Genomic DNA, 21,438 nt, shown 5'->3' on the forward strand with positions numbered 1-21,438 from the left:
TCTCCTAACGGGTTGCGTGAAACGGGCCGCCGGCGCTAGTGCACGCCGAGCCAGGCCTCGATGGGATGAAGCGCGAAGTAGACCAGGAAGACCACCGTGAGGCCCCACATGAAGGCGCCGATCTCACGGGCCTTGCCCTGGGCGGTCTTGATGGCCGTGTAGGAGATGACGCCCGCGGCGACACCGGTGGTGATGGTGTACGTGAACGGCATCAGGACGACGGTCAGGAAGACCGGGATCGCGGTGGCGCGGTCGGCCCAGTCCACGTGCCGGGCGTTCATCAGCATCATGGCGCCGATGACGACCAGGGCGGCGGACGCGACCTCCTGCGGCACGATCGCGGTGACCGGGGTGAAGAACAGGCAGGCCGCGAAGAACAGGCCGGTGACGACGGAGGCGAGGCCGGTGCGGGCGCCTTCGCCGACGCCGGTCGCGGACTCGATGAACACGGTCTGGCCGGAGCCGCCCGCCACCCCGCCGACCGCACCGCCCATGCCGTCGATGAACAGCGCCTTGGACAGGCCGGGCATCCGGCCCTTGTCGTCGGCCAGCTCGGCCTCGGTGCCGACGCCGATGATGGTGGCCATCGCGTCGAAGAAGCCGGCCAGCACGAGGGTGAAGACGATCATGGCGACCGTCATCGCGCCGACCTTGCCCCAGCCGCCGAACTCCACGTGCCCGAGCAGCGAGAAGTCGGGCATCGACACGGCGCTGCCGTGCAGTTCGGGAGCGCCGTTGGCCCACTGCCTGGGGTCGATGACGCCGGCGGCGTTGAGGACCGAGGCGGCGATCGTGCCGGAGACGATGCCGATCAGGATGGCACCGGGGACGTTGCGGGCCTGGAGCATGAAGATCAGGAGCAGGGTGCCGGCGAAGAGCAGCACCGGCCAGCCGGTGAGCTGGCCCGCCGGGCCGAGGCTGAGCGGGGTCTCCTTGCCCTGGTGCACGAAGCCGGACTTGTACAGACCGATGAGGGCGATGAACAGGCCGATGCCCATGGTGATGCCGTGCTTGAGCGCGAGCGGGATCGCATTCATGATCATCTCGCGCAGGCCGGTGACGACCAGCAGCATGATGACCACGCCGTACATCACGCACATGCCCATGGCCTGCGGCCAGGTCATGTTGGGGGCGACCTGCGAGGACAGCACGCCGGAGACGGACAGGCCGGCGGCGAGCGCGAGGGGCACCTTGCCGACGAAGCCCATCAGCAGCGTGGTGAACGCGGCGGCGAGCGCGGTCGCGGTGATCAGCGCCTTCTGGGCGAGCGTGTCGCCGTGGACGTCCTTGCCGGACAGGATGAGCGGGTTGAGCAGGAGGATGTAGGCCATCGCCATGAAGGTGGTGATGCCGCCGCGCACCTCACGCGCGACCGATGATCCTCTTCTGGATATGTGGAAGTACCGGTCGAGCCAGGACCGTCCTGCCGGGACGCGGCTGCCATCGCCGGCGTCCTCGGATGCGGTCCTGGGCTCCACTGACTGCTGGGTCATGGTGCCAACTCCCAAGGTTCACAGGGGCACCCGTACAACTGCCCTGACAGGTACGGGATTTGGGAATGGACGACCCGGGGGACGGCCCGAGACGAACGAATTTCCTGGTACTTCAAGGACCGCGAGCGGAGCGGAACTCAAAGGGGTTCCTCCGGGCGGCGCGGCGGAGTGTGTGACGTTCCCTGCGCCGCCCGGAGAGCTGTGGGCTGGTTACGCGGTCCCCGTGAGGTGCTCGGGCCGTACCGGAGTGCGGCTCAGCTCCAGCCCGGTCGCGTTCCGGATCGCCGCGAGGACGGCCGGGGTGGACGACAGGGTCGGGGCCTCGCCGATGCCGCGCAGCCCGTACGGGGCGTGCTCGTCGGCGAGTTCGAGCACGTCGACCGGGATGGTCGGCGTGTCGAGGATCGTGGGGATCAGGTAGTCCGTGAAGGAGGGGTTCCTGACCTTGGCGGTCTTCGGGTCGACGATGATCTCCTCCATCACCGCGACGCCCAGGCCCTGGGTCGTGCCGCCCTGGATCTGGCCGATGACGGAGAGCGGGTTGAGCGCCTTGCCGACGTCCTGGGCGCAGGCCAGCTCGATGACCTTGACCAGGCCGAGTTCGGTGTCGACCTCGACGACCGCCCGGTGCGCGGCGAAGGAGTACTGGACGTGACCGTTGCCCTGGCCGGTGCGCAGGTCGAAGGCCTCGGTCGGCCGGTGCCGCCACTCCGCCTCGATCTCGACGCTCTCGCCCTCGAGGACGTCGGCCAGGTCGCCGAGGACCTCGCCGCCGTCGGTGACGACCTTGCCGCCCTCCAGCAGGAGTTCGGCCGTCGCCCAGGCCGGGTGGTAGCTGCCGAACTTGCGGCGGCCGATCTCCAGGACCTTCTCGCGGACCAGCTCGCAGGTGTGCTTCACGGCGCCGCCGGTGACGTACGTCTGCCGGGAGGCCGAGGTCGAACCCGCCGAGCCGACCTGGGTGTCGGCCGGGTGGATGGTCACCTGGGTGACGCCGAGCTCGGTGCGGGCGATCTGCGCGTGGACGGTGACACCGCCCTGTCCGACCTCCGCCATCGCGGTGTGCACGGTCGCGACCGGCTCGCCGCCGATGACCTCCATGCGGACCTTGGCGGTGGAGTAGTCGTCGAAGCCCTCGGAGAAGCCGACGTTCTTGATGCCGACCGCGTAGCCGACGCCGCGGACGACGCCCTCGCCGTGCGTGGTGTTGGACAGACCGCCGGGCAGCTGCCGTACGTCGGCGCCCTCGCTGGACTCCCACTGGCGCTCGGGCGGCAGCGGCATCGCCTTGATGCGGCGCAGCAGTTCGGCGACCGGGGCCGGGGAGTCGACCGGCTGCCCGGTCGGCATGATGGTCCCCTGCTCCATGGCGTTGAGCCGGCGGAACTCCACCGGGTCCATGCCCAGCTCCTTGGCCAGCTTGTCCATCTGCGCCTCGTAGGCGAAGCAGGCCTGGACCGCGCCGAAGCCGCGCATGGCGCCGCAGGGCGGGTTGTTGGTGTAGAGGGCGATCGCCTCGATGTCGACGTCGTCGATCACGTACGGGCCGACGGAGAGGGAGGAGGCGTTGCCGACGACCGCCGGGGAGGCGGAGGCGTAGGCGCCGCCGTCCAGGACGATCTTGCACTTCATGTGCGTGAGCTTGCCGTCCTTGGTGGCGCCGTGCTCGTAGTACAGCTTCGCCGGGTGCCGGTGGACGTGTCCGAAGAAGGACTCGAACCGGTTGTAGACGATCTTGACGGGCTTGCCGGTGCGCAGCGCCAGCAGGCAGGCGTGGATCTGCATCGACAGGTCCTCGCGGCCGCCGAACGCGCCGCCGACGCCGGCCAGCGTCATGCGCACCTTGTCCTCGGGCAGGCCGAGGACGGGCGCGATCTGGCGCAGGTCGGAGTGGAGCCACTGGGTGGCGATGTAGAGGTGGACGCCGCCGTCCTCCTCGGGGACGGCGAGGCCGGACTCGGGGCCGAGGAAGGCCTGGTCCTGCATGCCGAAGGTGTACTCGCCCTTGACGATGACGTCGGCCCGCTTGCGGGCCTCCTCCACATTGCCGCGGACGATCGGCTGGCGGTGCACGATGTTGGGGTGCGGGACGTGGCCCGCGTGGTGGTCGTCGCGGCCCTCGTGGACCAGGATCGCGTCCGGCGCGGTGGCGGAGGCCTCGTCGGTGATGACGGGCAGTTCCTTGTAGTCGACCTTGATCTTGGCGGCGGCGCGGCGGGCCGTCTCCGGGTGGTCGGCGGCGACGATCGCGACCGGCTCGCCGTGGTGGCGTACCTTGCCGTGCGCGAGGACCGGGGTGTCCTGGATCTCCAGGCCGTAGTTCTTCACCTCGGTGGGCAGGTCGTCGTACGTCAGCACCGCGTACACACCCGCCATGGCGAGCGCCTCGGAGACGTCGATCGACACGATCTCGGCGTGCGCGACGGTGGAGCGCAGGATCTGGCCCCAGAGCATGTCCTCGTGCCACATGTCGGACGAGTACGCGAACTCGCCGGTGACCTTGAGGGTGCCGTCCGGGCGGAGCGTGGACTCCCCGATGCCGCCCTTGGTCTGCGAGCCCTGCGTGATCTTCGTAGGAGCGCCGTTGGTCGGCATGTCTGTCAGACCCCCTCGGACTGGCGGGCGGCCGCGAGGCGGACCGCGTCCATGATCTTCTCGTAGCCCGTGCAGCGGCACAGGTTGCCCGACAGCGCCTCACGGATGTCCGCGTCGGACGGGTTGGGGTTGCGCTCCAGGAGTTCGTCGGAGGCGACGAGCAGACCCGGGGTGCAAAAGCCGCACTGGACGGCGCCGGCGTCGATGAACGCCTGCTGGATCGGGCTCAGTCCGGTGCCCTCGCCGGTCTGCGAGTCGGTGCCCTTGGCCCGCCACTGCTGGGCGTCCTGCAGCGTCGTGCCGCAGGCACCCGTACCGCAGGACCGCTCCTTGGCATAGTCCGCGAGGCCCTCGACGGTCACGACGTCGCGGCCCTCTGCCTGGCCGGCCGCGACCAGGCACGAACACACCGGCACGCCGTCCAGGCGGACCGTGCAGGAGCCGCACTCGCCCTGCTCGCAGGCGTTCTTGGAGCCGGGCAGGCCGAGGCGCTCACGCAGGACGTACAGCAGGGACTCGCCCTCCCAGACGTCGTCGGCCTCCTGCGGACGTCCGTTGACGGTGAAGTTGACGCGCATTACGCAGCTCCCTCAGATGCGCGGCGGGCGCCGCGGTACGACTCCCAGGTCCAGGTCAGCGTCCGGCGGGCCATCACGCCGACCGCGTGGCGGCGGTAGCTCGCGGTGCCCCGGACGTCGTCGATCGGGTTGCAGCCGGCCGAGCACAGATCGGCGAACTGCTTGGCGACCGACGGGGTGATGATCTTTCCGTTGTCCCAGAAGCCGCCCTCTTCGAGCGCCGCGTTCAAGAACTCCTCGGCCGCCTTGGCGCGCACCGGGGTCGGGGCGGCGGAGCCGATGCCGGTCCGGACGGTGCGGGTCGCGGGGTGCAGGGCGAGACCGAAGGCGCACACCGCGATGACCATGGCGTTGCGGGTGCCGACCTTCGAGTACTGCTGCGGGCCGTCCGCCTTCTTCACGTGCACGGCGCGGATCAGCTCGTCGGGCTGGAGCGCGTTGCGCTTGACGCCGGTGTAGAACTCGTCGATCGGGATCAGGCGGGTACCGCGGGCCGCGGACTGAGCCTCGACCTCGGCGCCGGCGGCGAGGAGGGCCGGGTGGGCGTCACCGGCGGGCGAGGCCGTGCCGAGGTTGCCGCCGACGCCGCCGCGGTTGCGGATCTGCGGGGAGGCGACCGTGTGCGAGGCGAGCGCGAGGCCCGGCAGCTCGCCGCGGAGGTTCTCCATGATCCTGGTGTACGGGACGGAGGCACCCAGCCGCACGCTCTCCTCGCCGACCTCCCACTCGTAGAGGTCGCCGATGCGGTTGAGGTCGAGCAGGTACTCGGGCCGGCGGTGGTCGAAGTTGATCTCGACCATCACATCGGTGCCACCCGCAATCGGCACAGCGGTGGGGTGCTCGGCCTTCGCGGCGAGCGCCTCCTCCCAGCTGGCGGGGCGAAGGAAGTCCATGACCGGCTCTCTTCTTCGTCTCGTGGGTCGTTCAGTTTGAGCCAATCCGTGTGCGGCGGGCCCGGCTCGTTCATGTCCTGTTAACGCGCAGTGGACTCAGTACACCGCCCCGTACTCCGGTGCGGTCAGTCACCGAAACCATGAAGGAGTTGGCTGGCCACGCTGGGCATCTTGTAGATTCGTATGAACGGGGGTCATCGGTAACCTCTCCGATTTCCTGGGGAAACGCAGGAAACAGCAAGGAGACCCCGGAGTGCGCCCTGTGCGGCCGCGTGCCGGGCCCTTCCCACGTCACCCTCCAAGATCCATCGTAGGTTTCGAGACAAAGAACGGCGGCGACGAGATGCGGCTGCGCGCACTTCTGGACACCGATGTGCTGGGGCTGCGGCTGCTCGGCGGCGAGGACGAGCTGGACCGCTCGGTGCGCGGGGTCATGACGACCGACCTGCGCGACCCGAGCCGCTACCTCTCCGGCGGCGAGCTGGTGCTGACGGGCCTCGCCTGGCGCCGGGACGCCGACGACTCCGAGTCGTTCGTGCGCATCCTGGTGCAGGCCGGGGTGGCGGCCCTCGCGGCCGGCGAGGCGGAGCTGGGCGATGTGCCGGACGACCTGGTGCTGGCCTGCGCCCGGCACCGGCTGCCGCTGTTCGCGGTGCACGAGTCGGTGGCGTTCGCGACGATCACCGAGCACGTCGTACGGCAGGTCTCCAGCGAGCGCGCCGGGGACCTGGCCGCCGTGGTGGACCGGCACCGGCGGATGATGACCTCGGGCCCGGCGGGCGGCGGTCCGGACGTGGTCCTGGACCTGCTCGGCACCGACCTGGACCTGCGCGCCTGGGTGCTCTCCCCCACGGGACGGATGATCGCCGGCTCCAAGGTGGCGGGAGCGGACCTGCCCGCCGAGACCTGCGCGAAGCTGGCCGCCGAGCACCTGGCGGCCACCCGCACCGGCCGGCGCGGCCCGCACCGCGTCCTGCTGGGCGGTGCGACGTACTCGCTGTTCCCGGTGCGCTCCGTCGGCCGCTCCCCGCAGGCCGCCCGCGACGTGCGCGAGACGGTCCTGTCGGACTGGCTGCTGGCCGTCGAGGCGGACGCGGGCGACTGGCCCGAGGAGCGCATGGACCTGCTCCAGGGCGTCACCCAGCTGATCGCCGTCGAGCGGGACCGCCGGGACGCGGCCCGCACGGTGCGGCGCCGGCTCGCCCAGGAGGTGCTGGAGCTGGTCCAGACGGGTGCCGCGCCCGCCGAGATCGCGGCCCGCCTCAGGGTGGCCGCCCCGGTGCTGCTGCCCGGGCTCGGCGCGGCCCCGCACTGGCAGGTCGTGGTGGCCCGCGTGGAGTGGGACGGCGAGCAGGTCGAGGGCGGCCCGGTCGCCCAGTCGCTGCTGGAGGAAGTGCTGGTCGACCCGCAGGCGACCGGCCCCGAGCCGTCCGACCGGATCGCCGTCGCGCACACCGGTGACGAGGCGATCGCCCTGGTCCCGCTGCCCGCCGTCTCCTCCGAGCACGACGGCTCGGAGACCGGTCTGCTCGCCGACGCCCTGCTGCGGTCGGTGCGCGAGCCGCTCTCGGCGGGCCTGGACGACGACGGAAGGGTCACGCTCGGCGTGAGCGCGGCCGTGCACTCGGCGGAGGGGCTGCGCGGCGCGCTGGAAGAGGCCCGGCACGCCCGCCGGGTGGCCGCGGCCCGCCCCGGCCGGGTCTGCGCGGCCGGCCATCAGGAACTGGCCAGCCACGTCCTGCTGCTGCCCTTCGTCCCCGACGACGTCCGCCGCGCCTTCACGGCCCGCCTGCTGGACCCGCTGACGGACTACGACCGCCGCCACCGGGCCGAGCTGATCCCGACCCTGGAGGCGTTCCTCGACTGCGACGGCTCCTGGACCCGCTGCGCCACCCGGCTCCACCTGCACGTCAACACACTGCGCTACCGGGTCGGCCGGATCGAGCAGTTGACGGGACGTGACCTTTCGCGCCTGGAGGACAAGCTGGACTTCTTCCTGGCGCTGCGGATGAGCTGAGGCCGGCGGGGGCGCGCGGGGGCCGAACCGGTCACGCCCGCACCCCACTACTTTGTGAAATCTTTCACCCACCCCCTTGGCCCGGCCCGGCGATCGGTGCTGGAATGCCGCCACCACTCAACAGCTCGATGGCGTGCTCGGGGAGGGCAAGTGGCGCACTCCGCCATGTCTGGCAACGGAACGACCGCAGGTGACGATCCGCTCCAGACCGCGGTGTGGCGATTGCGCTCGCGGGCCTGCTGGGCGGACGCGGCCGCCCTGCTGCCGCGGGACACCCCCGCCGCGGCGGTGCAACGGGCCGCGCTGCTGGTCGAACGGTGCCTGTACACGGAGCGGGGCTGGGCGGAGGCCGAGGACGCCCTGCGCACGGCGGAGGCGCTCGCGCACGGCGACGAGGAACGGGGCGCCGCCGCCTGCGAGCGCGGCCAGCTCGCCTACGCGGCCACGCTGCACGGCGTACGGGACCGGGCGGACGAGGCGCGGGCCGCGCTCGGCCGGGCGGCGGCGCTGATCCCTCCGGGGGCGCGGGGCCGGGCCCTGCTGGACTTCCGCCGGGGCCTGCTCGCCGAGAACCTGACCCGTTCCCCGCAGGCGGCCCGCGCGGCCTACCGCCGGGCGCACGCGGGCGCCACGGCCCACGCCGACCCGCTGCTGCTGTCCTTCACCTGGCGCCACCTCGCCGGACTCGCGCTGCGCGACGGCGAGTTGGCCGAGGCCCGGCACGGGTTCGCCGAATCGCTGCGGATCCTCGAGGAGCTGGGCTACCTGGTGGGTACGGCGCCCGCCCTGGCCTCGCTGGCCGAGACGGAGTCGGAGCCGGAGGCGTCCCGGCTGCTGGAGGAGGCACGGCGGCTGTTCCGGCTGCTCGGCGGGGTACCGACCTGGCTGGCGCGCCGGCTGGCCCCGCCGGCGCCGGGGGCGGCGACCGCCTGAGTGTGCTCAGAGGCGCCTGAGAGGTTGCTGTGCCAGTGTGACGCGCCCCTGCCCCCTCACAGGAGCGCGTCCTTGCGATGAACCTCGTCAACGGGCTGCCCGCCCATGTCCTGCTGGTCCATGTCGTCGTCGTGCTGATCCCGATGACCGCCCTCGCCCTGACCGCGGGCGCCCTGTGGCCGCGCGTCGCCCGCCGGCTCGGCGTGCTGCTGCCCTCGGTCGCCTTCGTGGCACTGCTCAGCGTGCCGCTGACCACCCATGCCGGGGAGTGGCTCGAGCGGCACGTGGACGACGACCCCCTGGTGCGCCGCCACACCGAGCTGGGCGACGGGCTGCTCCCCTGGGCGCTGGGCCTGTTCGTGCTGGCGGCGGTGGTGTGGTGGGCCGCGCGCCGGGCTCCGGCCGAGGCCGGCCGCTCCGGCGTCCTGCGCTGGTCCGCCGTTCCGGTACGGATCGTGGTGGCCGCGCTGTCGCTGGCCGTGGCGGTGGGCGCGGTGGTGGACGTGTACCGCATCGGTGACTCGGGCGCGAAGGCGGCGTGGCACGACAGCTTCTCGAAGTCGGCGGGCGGCTCGGCCGGCGGCTCCTGAGGCGCCCCGGAGTCCCGAGGCCCGGAGTCCCAGGCCCCCGGAGTCCTGAGGCTCCCCGCGGGAGGCACGCGGGCCGTGCCGATGCGCGGCCCCCTGCCGCGATGGAGTCCCCGGGTTCCCGACTCCGGGCGGAGCCGGGAACCCGGGGAGCGGCCGGCCACGACGGACCGGCACCCCGGGGGACGGCCGGGGGCCCTGCGGCGGGCCCCGAAGCGGCTCAGCCCGCGCCGTTGAAGTGCTCTCCCACCAGCTCCCGCACCACTTCCAGATCCCGCGTGATCAGTGCCTCCAGCAGGGCCGTGTGTTCCGCCGCGTCCGCGACCAGGCCGGCGCGGGCGTGCCGGACCGGGCCGCCGGCCAGCGGCCACTGGGCACGGCGGTGCAGGTCCTCGACGGTCCGCACGAGCTGCTCGTTGCCCGCGAGGGACAGCAGCGCACGGTGGAAGGCCCGGTCGCAGTCGGCGTACGCGGCCGGGCAGCCGGACGCGGCCACGCGGACCGTCTCCTCCGCCAGCGGACGCAGCTCGGCCCACCGCTCGGCGGGGACCGTACGGGCCAGCCGCAGCATCACCGGCACCTCGATGAGCGCCCGCACCTCCGCCAGCTCGGCCAGCTCCCGCGCGCCCCGCTCGACGACCCTGAAGCCGCGGTTGGGCACGACCTCGACGGCGCCCTCCAGGGCGAGCTGCTGCATGGCCTCGCGCACGGGCGTCGCCGAGACCCCGAAGCGTTCGCCGAGCACCGGCGCCGAGTAGACCTCGCCCGGCTTCAGCTCGCCGGACACCAGCGCCGTGCGCAGCGCGTCCAGGATCTGCCCGCGCACCGAGGAGCGCTGCACCACGGCCCGCGGCCCGGGAATCGGCCGCTCCGCGTGCGTGTGCTCGCCCCGCGCACCGGGCAGGGCGTCCTCCCGCTGCCGCGGGCGGCCCTCCGGTACGGCCATGGCGCGCACCTGCGCGGGCACCCGGGCGGCGCCCTGCGCGCTCTGCTTCACGGGTCCTCCTGGCGGCTTGTCGGCACTTGGGTCATTTAACGACGGGTTGTTACTTGTCCGTCAAGCACCTTAGGCGCACAGCGTGACAGTTCACATTCCGGGTCACCTCTACCCAGAGAGAAGTGAAGTCAGCCTTACCTTCATCGGTCGATCATGTCCGCTAAGATCATCTCCGCCGGCCTCCCCGCGCGGGCCGACCCCCGGACAGGCAATTCACAGCTTCCTCACGCGTCACGGGAACTTTCCGGGGAACCATCCGTGCGGGTAGTCTTATTCGAACTCAACTCCCGCCCCTCATGCGGCAGTTCGAGCAGAACGCCGTCCTGGGCATCCCCTTGCACCTTCTTGGCGGCCTCTTGCCCCGAAACCCTCTGAGGGCCGTCGGGAGTGGGCCACTATGGCGGGCGTTACGCCCTATCCCAATGCAAGGGACCCCTGATGAAGCTGATATCGCTGAACTGGCTGCTTCCGGGCGCCGTGCTGCTCCTGGGCATGCTGGCGGCGGTGGCGGTGCTCGCGCGCGGCAAGCGCTCCTCCGGGGAGAACGCGAGCGCGGACGACTCCTGGGAGCGCAGCGAGGAGCGCCGGCGGCGCAAGGAGGCCATATACGGCACGGCCTCCTACGTGCTCCTGTTCTGCTGTGCGGCGGTCGCCGCCGCCCTTTCCTTCCACGGCCTCGTCGGCTTCGGCGAACAGAACCTGGGGCTGACCGGCGGCTGGCAGTACCTGGTGCCGTTCGGCCTGGACGGCGCGGCGATGTTCTGTTCCGTCCTCGCGGTGCGCGAGGCCAGCCACGGTGACGCGGCGCTCGGCTCCCGGATCCTCGTGTGGATGTTCGCCGCGGCGGCGGCCTGGTTCAACTGGGTGCACGCACCCCGGGGCGCCGGCCACGCGGGCGCTCCCCAGTTCTTCTCCGGCATGTCGCTGTCGGCGGCCGTCCTGTTCGACCGCGCCCTGAAGCAGACCCGCCGGGCCGCGCTGCGCGAGCAGGGCCTGGTGCCGCGTCCGCTGCCGCAGATCCGTATCGTGCGCTGGTTGCGTGCTCCCCGCGAGACCTACCGGGCCTGGTCGCTGATGCTCCTGGAGAACGTGCGCAGCCTGGACGAGGCGGTCGAGGAGGTCCGCGAGGACAGGCGGCAGAAGGAGGAGACCCGCCGGCGCCGGCGCGATCAGCAGCGCATCGAGCGTGCCCAGCTGAAGGCCATCAGCCGGGGCCACCGCGGCTTCGCCGGGCGCGGCGGCGGCCGGCAGGTCGAGGTCGAGGTGCAGGCGGTGGAGCGAGGCCCCGCCCAGGCGACCGCGGAGCCTGCCATATCCGGCGCGGAACAGCTGCCCGTACGCGCCCGTCCCTCCCTGCAGCCGGTCCGCAGCGCCGCTGAGCCGGTGACCGTCGACCTCACGGCCGAGGACGACACCATGGCCCTGCCGCGCCTGGACTCCCTGGAGCGCAAGCTGAAGGACCTTGAGCAGCAGTTCGGTTAGGGCCGCGGCGGCCCGAGGGCCTGTGCCGTGCACGACGGGCCGGGGGGCGTGACCGCGCGGGTCACGCCCCCCGGCCCGTCGCATGCCGCCCCGCCGTCACACCGCCGCCGCGCCGCTGCCGTGGCGCCGCCTCACGCCGCCTCGGCGCCCAGTTCGAACCACACCGCCTTGCCCACGCCGTGCGGCCGCACGCCCCAGGAATCCGCGAGGGACTGCACCAGCACCAGGCCCCGCCCATGGGTGTCGTCGTCCGTGTCCCGGCCTCTCAGCTCGGGTCTGCGGGCCAGGAAGTCCCGTACCTCCACGCGCAGTCCGCCCGGCTGTACGACGGCCGTGAGGACCGCGTCGTCGTCGGTGTGGACGAGCGCGTTGGTGACCAGCTCGCTGGTGAGCAGTTCGGCGATCTCCGAGCGGCCCGGTTTGCCCCAGTGCCGCAGCAGTTCGCGCAGCTCCCGGCGGGCCTCGGGCACCGCCTTCAAGTCCGCCCGCCCCAGCCTGCGCCGGAGCCGGTGCGCGTGCTGCGTGGTGGTGCCGGCCTCTTCCCCCGTGGTGTCCGTGACGGTCCCGACGACCATGGGACCGCCCCCTCGTGCCTGCCTCTTCATGACCCCCGCCCGCACGATGTCTGACCCTGCCCCTCCTGGTCGAACACGTTCACGGGGGATGCTTGCCCAGCAGGATCCAGGGCAGTCCTGGCCCCCGGCCGAGCACCGCTGTTCGGCCACGGCCCCACGGCGGGCGGGCCGCCCGCCGGGGCGGGCCGCACCCGCCCGGCAGGCTCCCCGGACGGCGCTGGGCGCCACGGATGCCCCGGGGCGGCGCGACGGATGCGCCCGGCACCGGCCGTGGGAACACCGTCACGCGCCGTGAAACTGGCCGAAATCCGCCCCTCCGGTCCGCTGTTCCCGCTACGGGCGGGGCATGTTGCGCAGGTTGGAGCGGGCCATCTGGACCATCCGGCCGACGCCGCCGTCCAGCACGATCTTGGAGGCGGACAGCGCGAACCCGGTGACCATCTCGGCGCTGATCTTCGGCGGGATGGACAGCGCGTTGGGGTCGGTGACGACGTCCACGAGCGCCGGTCCCTTGTGCCTGAAGGCGTCCTTGAGGGCACCGGCGAGCTGCTTGGGCTTGTCCACCCGCACCCCGTGGGCGCCGCAGGCCCGCGCCACGGCGGCGAAGTCGGGGTTGGTGTTGGCCGTGCCGTACGAGGGCAGTCCGGCGACCAGCATCTCCAGCTCGACCATGCCGAGGGAGGAGTTGTTGAACAGCACCACCTTGACCGGAAGGTCGTACTGGACAAGGGTCAGGAAGTCGCCCATCAGCATCGAGAAGCCGCCGTCGCCCGACATGGACACCACCTGCCGGCGCCGGTCGGTGAACTGGGCACCGATCGCCATGGGCAGTGCGTTGGCCATCGACCCGTGCGAGAACGAACCGATGATCCGCCGCCGCCCGTTGGGCGAGATGTAGCGCGCCGCCCAGACGTTGCACATCCCGGTGTCGACCGTGAACACCGCGTCGTCCTCGGCGACTTCGTCGAGCACGGCGGCCACGTACTCGGGGTGGATCGGGATGTGCTTGTCGACCTTGCGGGTGTAGGCCTTGACCACGCCCTCGAGCGCGTCGGCGTGCTTCTTCAGCATCCGGTCGAGAAACCGCCGGTCGGTCTTCTCCCCGACCCGCGGGATCAGACAGCGCAGCGTCTCGCGTACGTCGCCCCAGACCGCGAGGTCGAGCCGGGAGCGGCGGCCGAGCACTTCGGGCCGTACGTCGATCTGCGCGATGGTCACGTCGTCGGGCAGGAAGGCGCTGTACGGGAAGTCGGTGCCGAGCAGGATCAGCAGATCGCACTCGTGGGTGGCCTCATAGGCGGCGCCGTAGCCGAGCAGCCCGCTCATGCCGACGTCGTACGGGTTGTCGTACTGGATCCACTCCTTGCCGCGCAGGGCGTGTCCCACCGGCGACTTGATCCTCCCCGCGAACTCCATGACCTCGGCGTGCGCGCCGGCCGTGCCGCTGCCGCAGAACAGGGTGACCTTCCCGGCCGCGTCGATCATCTCCACGAGTGCGTCGATCTCGGCGTCGCCGGGGCGGACGGTGGGCCGGGAGGTGACGAGGGCGCTCTGCGCGGCCTTCTCGGGGGCCGGTTCGGCGGCGATGTCACCGGGCAGCGAGACGACGCTGACACCGCTCTGCCCGACCGCGTGCTGGATGGCGGTCTGCAGCAGCCGGGGCATCTGGTTCCGGTTGGAGATCAGTTCGCTGTAGTGGCTGCACTCCTGGAAGAGCCGGTCGGGGTGGGTCTCCTGGAAGTAGCCGAGGCCGATCTCGCTGGAGGGGATGTGGGAGGCGAGCGCGAGCACCGGGGCCATCGAGCGGTGCGCGTCGTACAGGCCGTTGATCAGGTGGAGATTGCCCGGGCCGCAGGAGCCGGCGCAGGCGGCCAGCTTCCCGGTGATCTGCGCCTCGGCGCCGGCCGCGAAGGCGGCGCTCTCCTCGTGGCGGACATGGATCCAGTCGATGGCGGAGTTGCGGCGGACGGCGTCCACGACGGGGTTGAGGCTGTCGCCGACCACCCCGTACAGGCGGCGCACGCCGGCGCGGACGAGGATGTCGACGAACTGCTCGGCAACATTCTGTTTGGCCATATTCTCTCGTCCGCCCCTTCGATGGTCCCGACTGTCCCGATGACCTCCGTGGTCCTTGGTCCCATCAATCCACAGGGGCGGCGGTTACGCCTCCCACACGGCCGCGGCCGTACGGTCGTCGGCGTAACCCTTCACCCGTACCTGGGCGTCGGCGAGGAACGCGGCGAGGCCCGGCGGCCTGCGGCCGGACCAGCGGCGGGCGAGGTAGGCGCACAGGGCGGGCTCGCCGCGCAGCGGATCGGCCAGGCCCGCGCTGCACATCACCAGGGCGTCACCCGGACGGGCGAGCGGGGCGCGGAACCGGAACGGCTCCCGGGGCGGCGAAGGGGCGGGCTCGAAGGGGCTCGGCGGGGTGGGTATGCCGAGGTCCATGGTGAGCCGGTCGCCCTCGCAGGTGTCGGCACGGCGCGTCGCGGGCCGCGAGCCGGAACCGGAACCGGGGACGGCATCGCCGGTGGCGTCGTCCGGCGTGACGTCCGGCTCCATGTCCTGCCAGGAGCCGTCGCGCAGCCGGAACAGGCCGCCGTCGCCGACGCCGAAGAACACGCGCGTACGGCAGTCAGGGTCGGCGGGCAGCAGCAGGCAGCGCAGGCTCGCCGTGTACTCCTGCGGGTCGGCGCCCTGTTCGGCGGCGCTCGCCCGCAGTCTGCCGAGGCTGCGGTCGGTCAGCCGGTGCAGCCCCGACTTCAGCTCGCCGCGCCGGGCGGCCCGGATGTCCGCCACGAGCCGGAGATGGCTGCGGCCCACGGCCTGCCCGATCCACCGGCACGCCTCGGCCGCCGCCAGGTGCGCACCCGGCGTGGCCCGCGCACCGGTCGCCACCGCGACGAGCACCAGCGCCTGCTCCCCCGTCCCGAACCGGGCGGTGAGCAAGGCGTCCCGGCGCGGCTCGCCCCGGTACCGCGCGGAGTCCCCGCGCAGCGACACGGCCCGCAACGTGCACGCCCCGTACCGCGCCCCGTCCAGCACGGTGTCCGCGACAAGCTCCCCGAGCCCCTCCGGCTCGGCCAAGGGCAACGCGGTGGGCTCGGCGTCGTAGGTGGGGGGCCCGGAACCCACGTAGTCGACGGCGGAGGGGGGTGGGGGCGGGGGCGAGACCGGGAGCGGCGGCTCCGCGGGACCGGCGGCGGGCGGGGACGCCTCAGGGGTGACCGGGACCGGTTCCACGGGACCGGCGGTGGGCGGGAACTCGGGCTGCGCTGGGGCCGGTTCCACGGGGCCGGCGGTGGGCGGGAACTCGGGCTGCGCCGGGGGCGGTTCCGGGGGCATCGGCGCCAGGCGGAGCGTAAGGGGAGCCGGGGGCGGCGGGGCGGGAGGAGGCTCGGGCGTGCGCCGGGGCGCCGGGGCGGGCGCGGAGGGAGGATCGGGCGTGCGCCGGGGCGGCGACGCGGCTGCCGCCCCGGACTCCCACGGGGCCGTTCTCCCCCGCTCGTCGGCATCCCGGCCCGTGGCGCCGCCGCCCCTTCCCGCGTCACGGTGGCCGGCCGGGTCCGGGTCCGGGTGGTCCGGGTCGCGTCGCGGTGGTGGGACCGGGCGGCCCGTGACCGTGGTCTTCGCCGAGGCGAAGCGGTCGTCCAGGGAATCGGGGGCGGCCGTGGGCCCCGTGTCGTCCGTGGAGTCGTCGTAGAGCTGCCCCCACCAGTCGTCCTCGTGACCGGCGGGCCTTCCCCCCTGCTGGTTCATGCCCCCGATTGTCCACCGCAGGGGCCGGATGAAAACGGGGCATCGGGAAAATCCGGCACGTACAGCCGTGCCGAACGGCGCATCGGGTGAGGCGGTGAACAGCCGTACGAGCAACGGCCGGTGGCCGCCGGGCGGCCCCACCCCCCACGGGAGGACCGCCCGGCGACGTCCGCGGTGGCCCGGCCCCGAATCCCCTTCGCGCATCTCGCACGCGCACGGGCCCGGACCACGCTCCGCGCGACCGGGCCGTGAACGGGCACCGGTCGGATAGCCGGATTGTGGCTTGGTTTCCTGAGACGAGGCTGTGAATCGCGACCGCGACCGCACGTCCCCGGTACCGCCACCTTGGCAGCGGCACCTGCGGTACGGCGATGATGTTCCGCGGCGGGTTTGTGCCGTGGCCGGTTTCCGCCAGGCCGGGCCCGTCGCGACGGCTTGTTCCCGGGCCCGGATTCCGGGTCCGGCCGTGCGGGAGGGCGCAGAGGCGATGCTGGCGGCGATAGGGCTGGACGACACGCACGAGGCGGCGTACCGGGCGCTGGTGTCGGTCGGTGCGGCCGATGTTCCCGACCTGGCGCGCCGCCTGGCCCTGGCCGAGCCGGACACCGAGCGGGCGCTGCGCGGGCTGGAGCGGCAGGGGCTCGCCGCGCAGTCCCCGGCCCGGCCGGGCCGCTGGGTGGCGGCGCCGCCGGGGGTGGCGCTGGGCGCACTGCTCACCCAGCAGCGGCACGAGCTGGAGAAGGCGGAGCCGGCGGCGGCGATGCTGGCCGAGGAGTACCGGGCGGCGGCGGCCGAGCCGGCGGTGCACGACCTGGTGGAGGTGGTGACCGGTGCCTCGGCGGTCGCCCAGCGCTTCCTCCAGCTCCAGCTGGGCGCGGCGACGGAGGTGTGCGCGCTGGTGACCGACCGCCCTGTGGTCGTGTCCGGCATGGAGAACGAGGCCGAGGAGCAGGCGGCCGCGCGCGGGGTCGCCTACCGGGTGGTCGTGGAGCGCGCGGTGCTGGACCTGCCGCACGGTCTGACCGAGCTGGCGGCCGCGCTGGGCCGGGACGAACGGGTGCGGGTGGTGGACCGGGTGCCGACGAAGCTGGTGGTGGCCGACCGCTCGCTGGCGATGGTGCCGCTGACCTCGACGGCGGCGGAACCGGCCGCGCTGGTGGTGCACGCCAGCGGACTGCTGGAGTTGTTGTGCGGGCTGTTCGAGTCGCTGTGGCGGGAGGCGCTGCCGCTGCGACTCGGCGCGTCGGGGGTGCCCGAGGAGCAGCCCGCCGGTCCGGACGGCACCGATCTAGAGGTGCTGTCGCTGCTGCTGGCCGGGCTGACCGACGCGAGCGTGGCCAAGCAGCTCGACCTGGGCCTGCGCACCGTGCAGCGCCGGGTGCGGCGGCTGATGGAGCTGGCCGGCGTCACGACCCGGCTGCAGCTGGGCTGGCACGCGTACGAGCGGGGCTGGGTGACCCGGTCGTAGGCCGCGGCCGGGCCGGTCACCGGCCTGCCGTACGGATGCTTCTCCGGCACTCTGGGCAGATGGGAGTGTCGGAACTCCTGCTGGTCGGCGTGGTCATCGTGCTGGGCCTGTGCGGGGTGCTGGTGCCCGGGGTGCCCGGGTCGTGGCTGGTGTGGGCCGCGGTGCTGTGGTGGGCGCTGACGGATCCGCAGCCGGTGGCCTGGGGTGTGCTGGTGGGCGCCACCGGGGTGCTGCTGCTGTCGTTGGCGGGGCGCTGGGCGCTGCCGCCGCGCCGGCTGCGGCAGAGCGGCGCCACGCCCCGGATGGCGGCGTACGCGGGCGCCGGGGCCCTCCTCGGTTTCGTGCTGCTGCCGGTGCTGGGCGCGCTGCCGGGCTTCATGGGCGGGATCTACCTGTACGAGCGGCTGCGTCTGGGCCGCCACGGCGAGGCGATGGCCGGCCTGCGTACGGCGATGCGTTCGGGCGGCTCCAGCGTCCTGGCGGAGCTGTTCGCCTGCCTGCTGATCGCGGGGGCGTGGCTGGGGGCGGTGCTGTGGGGCTGAGCGGCGCGGAGAGCGTCGGCCGACCGCCTGAGCGGCCGACGTCCAGCGGAGGCCGGCGGGGCAGGCGCCGGCCGGTCAGTGGGGCAGGGCATGGAGGACGGTGTCAGCCACGGCCGTCATGCCGTCGTCGTCGAAGTGCAGATGGTCGCCGGGGTCGTAGGCCGGCAGGATGCGGGCGGGGTCGGCCGGATCGCGTACGGCGGTGTCTGCGTCGGCGACCGCGTCGAAGACGCCCGCGGTACGGATGAAGGCGTTCACCTGCTGTCGTACCGCCTCACGGGCGTCGGTGTAGGCGGCGAAGCCGCGGAACGGGGTGAGGGTGACGCCGACAACCCGGACGCCGCGGGCGTGGGCGCGGCTGACGAGCGTGCGGTAGGCGTCGGCGTACGCGCTGACGTCGTCGGCCACGGGGCTGCCCTTGATGTCGTTGATGCCCTCCAGGACCACCAGGATCCGTACGCCCGCGCGGTCCAGGGCGTCGGGGTCGAGGCGGGCGAGGGCGTTCGGTCCGGTGCCGTCGTGCAGGAGGCGGTTTCCGGAGATCCCGGCGTTGAGCACGCCGAACCGGTCGGTGCGCAGATACGCGGCGAGCCGGTCGGGCCAGCGGTGGTTGGCGTCGGGGGTGGAACCGTTGCCGTCGGTGAGCGAGTCGCCGAACGCGACGACGCTGCCGGCGCCGTCGCCGAGGACGTCGACGCCGGTGACGTAGTACCAGCGGCCGACGACGGTCGTGTAGGCGCCGCCGTCCCCGTCAGTGGCCCGGCCCGCGCCGGCCGGGGCCAGGTAGCTGGTCTGCAGCGCGGTCTCGTGGGAGGTCGCCGGGCCGCTGTCGTCCGGGGTGTACACGGTGACGAGGAGGTCCGTGCCGGCGGGCACGGTCAGCGGCACGGGGTCGGTGAACAGGTCCTGGCCCGGCGGGACGGTGACGGAGACGGCGCCCTGGAAGGTGGCGGTGCGCAGGGTGCCGGGCTGGGCCGCCGGGCCGGCCCGGCGCAGCGCGACGGTGACCTCGCCGAGGTGCAGGGGCCCGGTGCCGAACCGGTTGCTCAGCCGTACGCGTACGGCGGTGCCGCCGATGCTGAGGTGGACGACGTTGCGGATGGCGGCACCGGGGCGTGCGGCGGTGGTGCCGGACGGCGCGGTCTCCCAGCTGCCGGCCCAGGACACCGCCGCCGGCGTCACCGGCGTCGCCGTCGTCACCGGCGTCGCTGCCGTGGCCGTCGGAGCCGGCTCCGGGAGGGCGAGGGCCCGGGTCGTCGGGCCGGGCAGCATCGCCAGCAACAGCACCGCGAGGATCCGTCCGACCTTGGCCATGTCCGCGCCCGCCCTTCCCCGTGGCTCGTCGCAGGTGACGGTCCCACACGGCCGGCCCGCACCCCGGCACCGTGGACGCTGGTCCACCCGCTCGGCGTAACCGCTGCGGGAGCGTGGCGCGGGGCGGGCCGCACAGGCGCCGGCCGGTGGTCACGCATCCGGCATCAGGAGAATCGGCCCGAGGCATCGGGGGAACCCGGATCCGGCATCAGCAACCCGGCACCGCCCGGCCCTCCCTCTCCGGCTCCCGCTCCCCCTCCGCCTTCCGCTCCCCCTCCCGCTCCGCCCCGGCCTCGATGCCGTCGAGCGCTCCCTCCAGGGTCAGCAGCCGGATCTTGCGCTCGACTCCGCCCGCGTACCCGGTCATCGAACCGTCCGCGCCGATCACCCGGTGGCAGGGGCGCACGATCAGCAGGGGGTTGGCGCCGATGGCCCCGCCGACGGCCCGAACGGCCGCGCGGGACGCGCCGATGCGCGCGGCGATCGCACCGTAGGTGACAGTGGTGCCGTACGGCACCTCGTCCAGCGCGGCCCACACCAGCTGCCGGAAGTCCGTGCCGTGCGCGGCCAACGGCAGCCGGAACACGGTGAGTTCACCGGCGAAGTAGGCGGCGAGCTGTTCCCCGGCGACGCGGAACGGCCCGGCGTCGCACCGCCACCCCTCCTCGGCCCTGCGACCGCCCTTCTGCCCGGGTACGGACAGCGAGGTGAGCGCCCCGTCCGCGTCGGCGGTGAGCAGCAGCGCTCCGACCGGGGACTCCAGCCGCGTCCAGTACACGTCCGCCGCCGTCATACCTGCTCCCCCGCCACGCGCAGATGCTGGACGGCGTACGACCGCCAGGGCCGCCAGGCGGACGGCACCTCGGTGCCGGGCGGGGCGACGTCCGGATCGCCGAGCGCGCGGGCGCGTACGGCGGCGACGGTGGCCGGGTCCATGCCGGGCAGGGCGCGCAGGGCCGCCTCGGCGTCGTCCCGGTCGGCACCCGCGTCCAGCCGCAGGGTGCCGTCGGCGAGGGCCGCGGCGAGCGCGCCCAGCGGGCCGCCGGGTTCGGCCTCGGCGAGCACGGCGGGCTCTGGGAAGAGGTGGGTGAGCCCGCCGCAGGGCGCGTCGAGCGCCTTGCCGTACCGGCGGACCAGCGGCTCGGCTGCCGCGCTGCCCACGAGCGCGCGTACGGCGGCCTCCAGCGGGTCCACGGCGCCGGGCGTGCGCAGCCCGGGCCGGGCGGCGACCAGCGGGGCGAGCCGCGGGTCGGTGCCGAGCCGTTCGTCGACGGCGTACGGGTCGGCGTCGAGGTCGAACAGCCGCCGCAGCCGCTGCACCGCGGTGGTCAGGTCCCTGGGGTCGGTGAGGCGCAGCCGCGCGTCGAGCCAGCCGCCCGGACGGGTGCCGCTGCCGCTCTTCGGCGCCCGGGTGCGCTCCTCGACGGCGGCGATCCCCGTGCCGTACGGCAGCCGGAGGGTGCGCCGGTAGGTACGGCCGTCCGGCGGGCCGGACACCTCCTCGACGCCGGGCACCGCCTCCGCCGCCAGCTGGTCGAAGACGGCGCCGGCCTGGTACGGGCCCCGGTGGGCGAGCCGCAGCGGGATCCCGGCGCCCGGGGCGGCCCGCCGGCCGGCCCGGCCGCGGGGGGCGGCGGCGCGCACCTCGGTCGGTGTCGAGGCGTACACCTCGCGGACGGTGTCGTTGAACTGCCGCACACTGGCGAACCCGGAGGCGAAGGCGATCTCGGTGATGGGCAGGTCGGTGGTCTGCAGCAGCACGCGCGCGGTGTGCGCCCGCTGGGCCCGGGCGAGCGCCACGGGCCCGGCGCCGAGTTCGGTGGTGAGCTGCCGCTGCACCTGCCGGGCGCTGTAGCCGAGCCGGGAGGCGAGCCCGGCCACGCCCTCCCGGTCCACGACGCCGTCCGCGATCAGCCGCATGGCCCGCCCGACGACGTCCGCCCGCGCATTCCACTGCGCCGACCCCGGCACGGCGTCGGGCCGGCACCGCCGGCAGGCCCGGAACCCGCAGCCCTGCGCGGCGGCGGCGGTCGCGAAGAACCGCACGTTGTGCCGCTTGGGCGTCACCGCCGGGCAGCTGGGCCGGCAGTAGATCCCGGTGGTCTCGACGGCGAAGAAGAACGCCCCGTCGAACCGCCCGTCCCGGCTGCGCACCGCCTCGTACCTGGTGTCCTCGTCCATCACGTGTTCCAGTGTGGGGCGCCG

The 21,438-nt window shown here is 73.6% G+C and carries 17 protein-coding genes; 6 read left to right on the forward strand and 11 right to left on the reverse strand.

Annotated features, from left to right (window positions below):
- Positions 1-35: 35 nt before the first annotated feature.
- The 4 genes from A6P39_RS10975 to A6P39_RS10990 form a co-directional block, all read right to left on the reverse strand.
- A complete protein-coding gene (locus A6P39_RS10975) occupies positions 36-1,493 on the reverse strand; it encodes an NCS2 family permease (protein WP_067046188.1) in 1,458 nt (485 codons plus the stop codon).
- Positions 1,494-1,703: 210 nt separating this feature from the next.
- A complete protein-coding gene (locus A6P39_RS10980; protein WP_067046186.1) occupies positions 1,704-4,088 on the reverse strand; it encodes a xanthine dehydrogenase family protein molybdopterin-binding subunit in 2,385 nt (794 codons plus the stop codon).
- A 5-nt stretch (positions 4,089-4,093) separates the two neighbouring features.
- Positions 4,094-4,666: a (2Fe-2S)-binding protein gene (locus A6P39_RS10985; protein WP_067046184.1), complete on the reverse strand. Its 573-nt coding sequence runs from the start codon at positions 4,664-4,666 to the stop codon at positions 4,094-4,096.
- The gene (locus tag A6P39_RS10990; protein ID WP_067046182.1) at positions 4,666-5,559 is read right to left on the reverse strand and encodes an FAD binding domain-containing protein; all 894 of its coding nucleotides are present in this window, start codon (positions 5,557-5,559) and stop codon (positions 4,666-4,668) included. Before A6P39_RS10990 ends, A6P39_RS10985 begins: the two co-directional genes overlap by 1 nt.
- Before the next feature lie 343 nt (positions 5,560-5,902).
- On the opposite strand from A6P39_RS10990, the gene A6P39_RS10995 reads away from it, so the two are divergent.
- From A6P39_RS10995 to A6P39_RS11005, 3 genes are all read left to right on the forward strand, one after another.
- Positions 5,903-7,576, forward strand: coding sequence for a PucR family transcriptional regulator (locus tag A6P39_RS10995; RefSeq protein ID WP_067046180.1), 1,674 nt, complete (start codon positions 5,903-5,905; stop codon positions 7,574-7,576).
- 165 nt (positions 7,577-7,741) lie between these two features.
- A complete protein-coding gene (locus tag A6P39_RS11000; RefSeq protein WP_067046201.1) occupies positions 7,742-8,509 on the forward strand; it encodes a hypothetical protein in 768 nt (255 codons plus the stop codon).
- Positions 8,510-8,586: 77 nt separating this feature from the next.
- On the forward strand, positions 8,587-9,099 hold the full coding sequence (locus A6P39_RS11005) for a DUF2231 domain-containing protein (RefSeq protein ID WP_067046178.1): 513 nt from the start codon (positions 8,587-8,589) through the stop codon (positions 9,097-9,099).
- Between the two features lie 217 nt (positions 9,100-9,316).
- Here the strand turns inward: A6P39_RS11005 and A6P39_RS11010 are convergent, their stop codons facing one another.
- On the reverse strand, positions 9,317-10,093 hold the full coding sequence (locus A6P39_RS11010; RefSeq protein ID WP_067046176.1) for a GntR family transcriptional regulator: 777 nt from the start codon (positions 10,091-10,093) through the stop codon (positions 9,317-9,319).
- Between the two features lie 438 nt (positions 10,094-10,531).
- On the opposite strand from A6P39_RS11010, the gene A6P39_RS11015 reads away from it, so the two are divergent.
- Entirely contained in the window at positions 10,532-11,575 is a 1,044-nt protein-coding gene (locus tag A6P39_RS11015; RefSeq protein ID WP_067046174.1) for a DUF2637 domain-containing protein, read from the forward strand.
- A gap of 131 nt (positions 11,576-11,706) precedes the next feature.
- Here A6P39_RS11015 and A6P39_RS11020 read toward each other — a convergent pair whose 3' ends face one another.
- The 3 genes from A6P39_RS11020 to A6P39_RS11030 form a co-directional block, all read right to left on the reverse strand.
- The gene (locus A6P39_RS11020) at positions 11,707-12,150 is read right to left on the reverse strand and encodes an ATP-binding protein (protein ID WP_067046172.1); all 444 of its coding nucleotides are present in this window, start codon (positions 12,148-12,150) and stop codon (positions 11,707-11,709) included.
- A gap of 333 nt (positions 12,151-12,483) precedes the next feature.
- Complete coding sequence (locus A6P39_RS11025) at positions 12,484-14,226, reverse strand: pyruvate dehydrogenase (RefSeq protein WP_067046170.1); 1,743 nt, start codon at positions 14,224-14,226, stop codon at positions 12,484-12,486.
- Between the two features lie 84 nt (positions 14,227-14,310).
- Positions 14,311-15,909, reverse strand: a complete 1,599-nt coding sequence (locus A6P39_RS11030; protein WP_067046168.1) for a protein phosphatase 2C domain-containing protein — start codon at positions 15,907-15,909, stop codon at positions 14,311-14,313.
- A gap of 487 nt (positions 15,910-16,396) precedes the next feature.
- On the opposite strand from A6P39_RS11030, the gene A6P39_RS11035 reads away from it, so the two are divergent.
- The gene (locus tag A6P39_RS11035) at positions 16,397-17,377 is read left to right on the forward strand and encodes a helix-turn-helix transcriptional regulator (RefSeq protein ID WP_067046167.1); all 981 of its coding nucleotides are present in this window, start codon (positions 16,397-16,399) and stop codon (positions 17,375-17,377) included.
- A gap of 59 nt (positions 17,378-17,436) precedes the next feature.
- Positions 17,437-17,919 (forward strand): DUF456 domain-containing protein, encoded by a 483-nt coding sequence (locus tag A6P39_RS11040; RefSeq protein WP_067046162.1) that lies wholly within the window; start codon positions 17,437-17,439, stop codon positions 17,917-17,919.
- A 75-nt stretch (positions 17,920-17,994) separates the two neighbouring features.
- On the opposite strand, the gene A6P39_RS11045 is transcribed toward A6P39_RS11040, so the two are convergent.
- The 3 genes from A6P39_RS11045 to A6P39_RS11055 all read right to left on the reverse strand — a co-directional run bounded on the left by A6P39_RS11045 (position 17,995) and on the right by A6P39_RS11055 (position 21,414).
- The gene (locus A6P39_RS11045) at positions 17,995-19,233 is read right to left on the reverse strand and encodes an SGNH/GDSL hydrolase family protein (RefSeq protein ID WP_067046160.1); all 1,239 of its coding nucleotides are present in this window, start codon (positions 19,231-19,233) and stop codon (positions 17,995-17,997) included.
- 208 nt (positions 19,234-19,441) lie between these two features.
- Positions 19,442-20,026, reverse strand: a complete 585-nt coding sequence (locus tag A6P39_RS11050; RefSeq protein ID WP_079133407.1) for a methylated-DNA--[protein]-cysteine S-methyltransferase — start codon at positions 20,024-20,026, stop codon at positions 19,442-19,444.
- Positions 20,023-21,414, reverse strand: a complete 1,392-nt coding sequence (locus A6P39_RS11055; RefSeq protein WP_199840807.1) for a DNA-3-methyladenine glycosylase 2 family protein — start codon at positions 21,412-21,414, stop codon at positions 20,023-20,025. The genes A6P39_RS11050 and A6P39_RS11055 overlap by 4 nt, the downstream gene beginning before the upstream one ends.
- Positions 21,415-21,438: the final 24 nt, after the last annotated feature.

Source organism: Streptomyces sp. FXJ1.172 (genome assembly GCF_001636945.3).
In the GTDB taxonomy this organism is placed as follows: domain Bacteria; phylum Actinomycetota; class Actinomycetes; order Streptomycetales; family Streptomycetaceae; genus Streptomyces.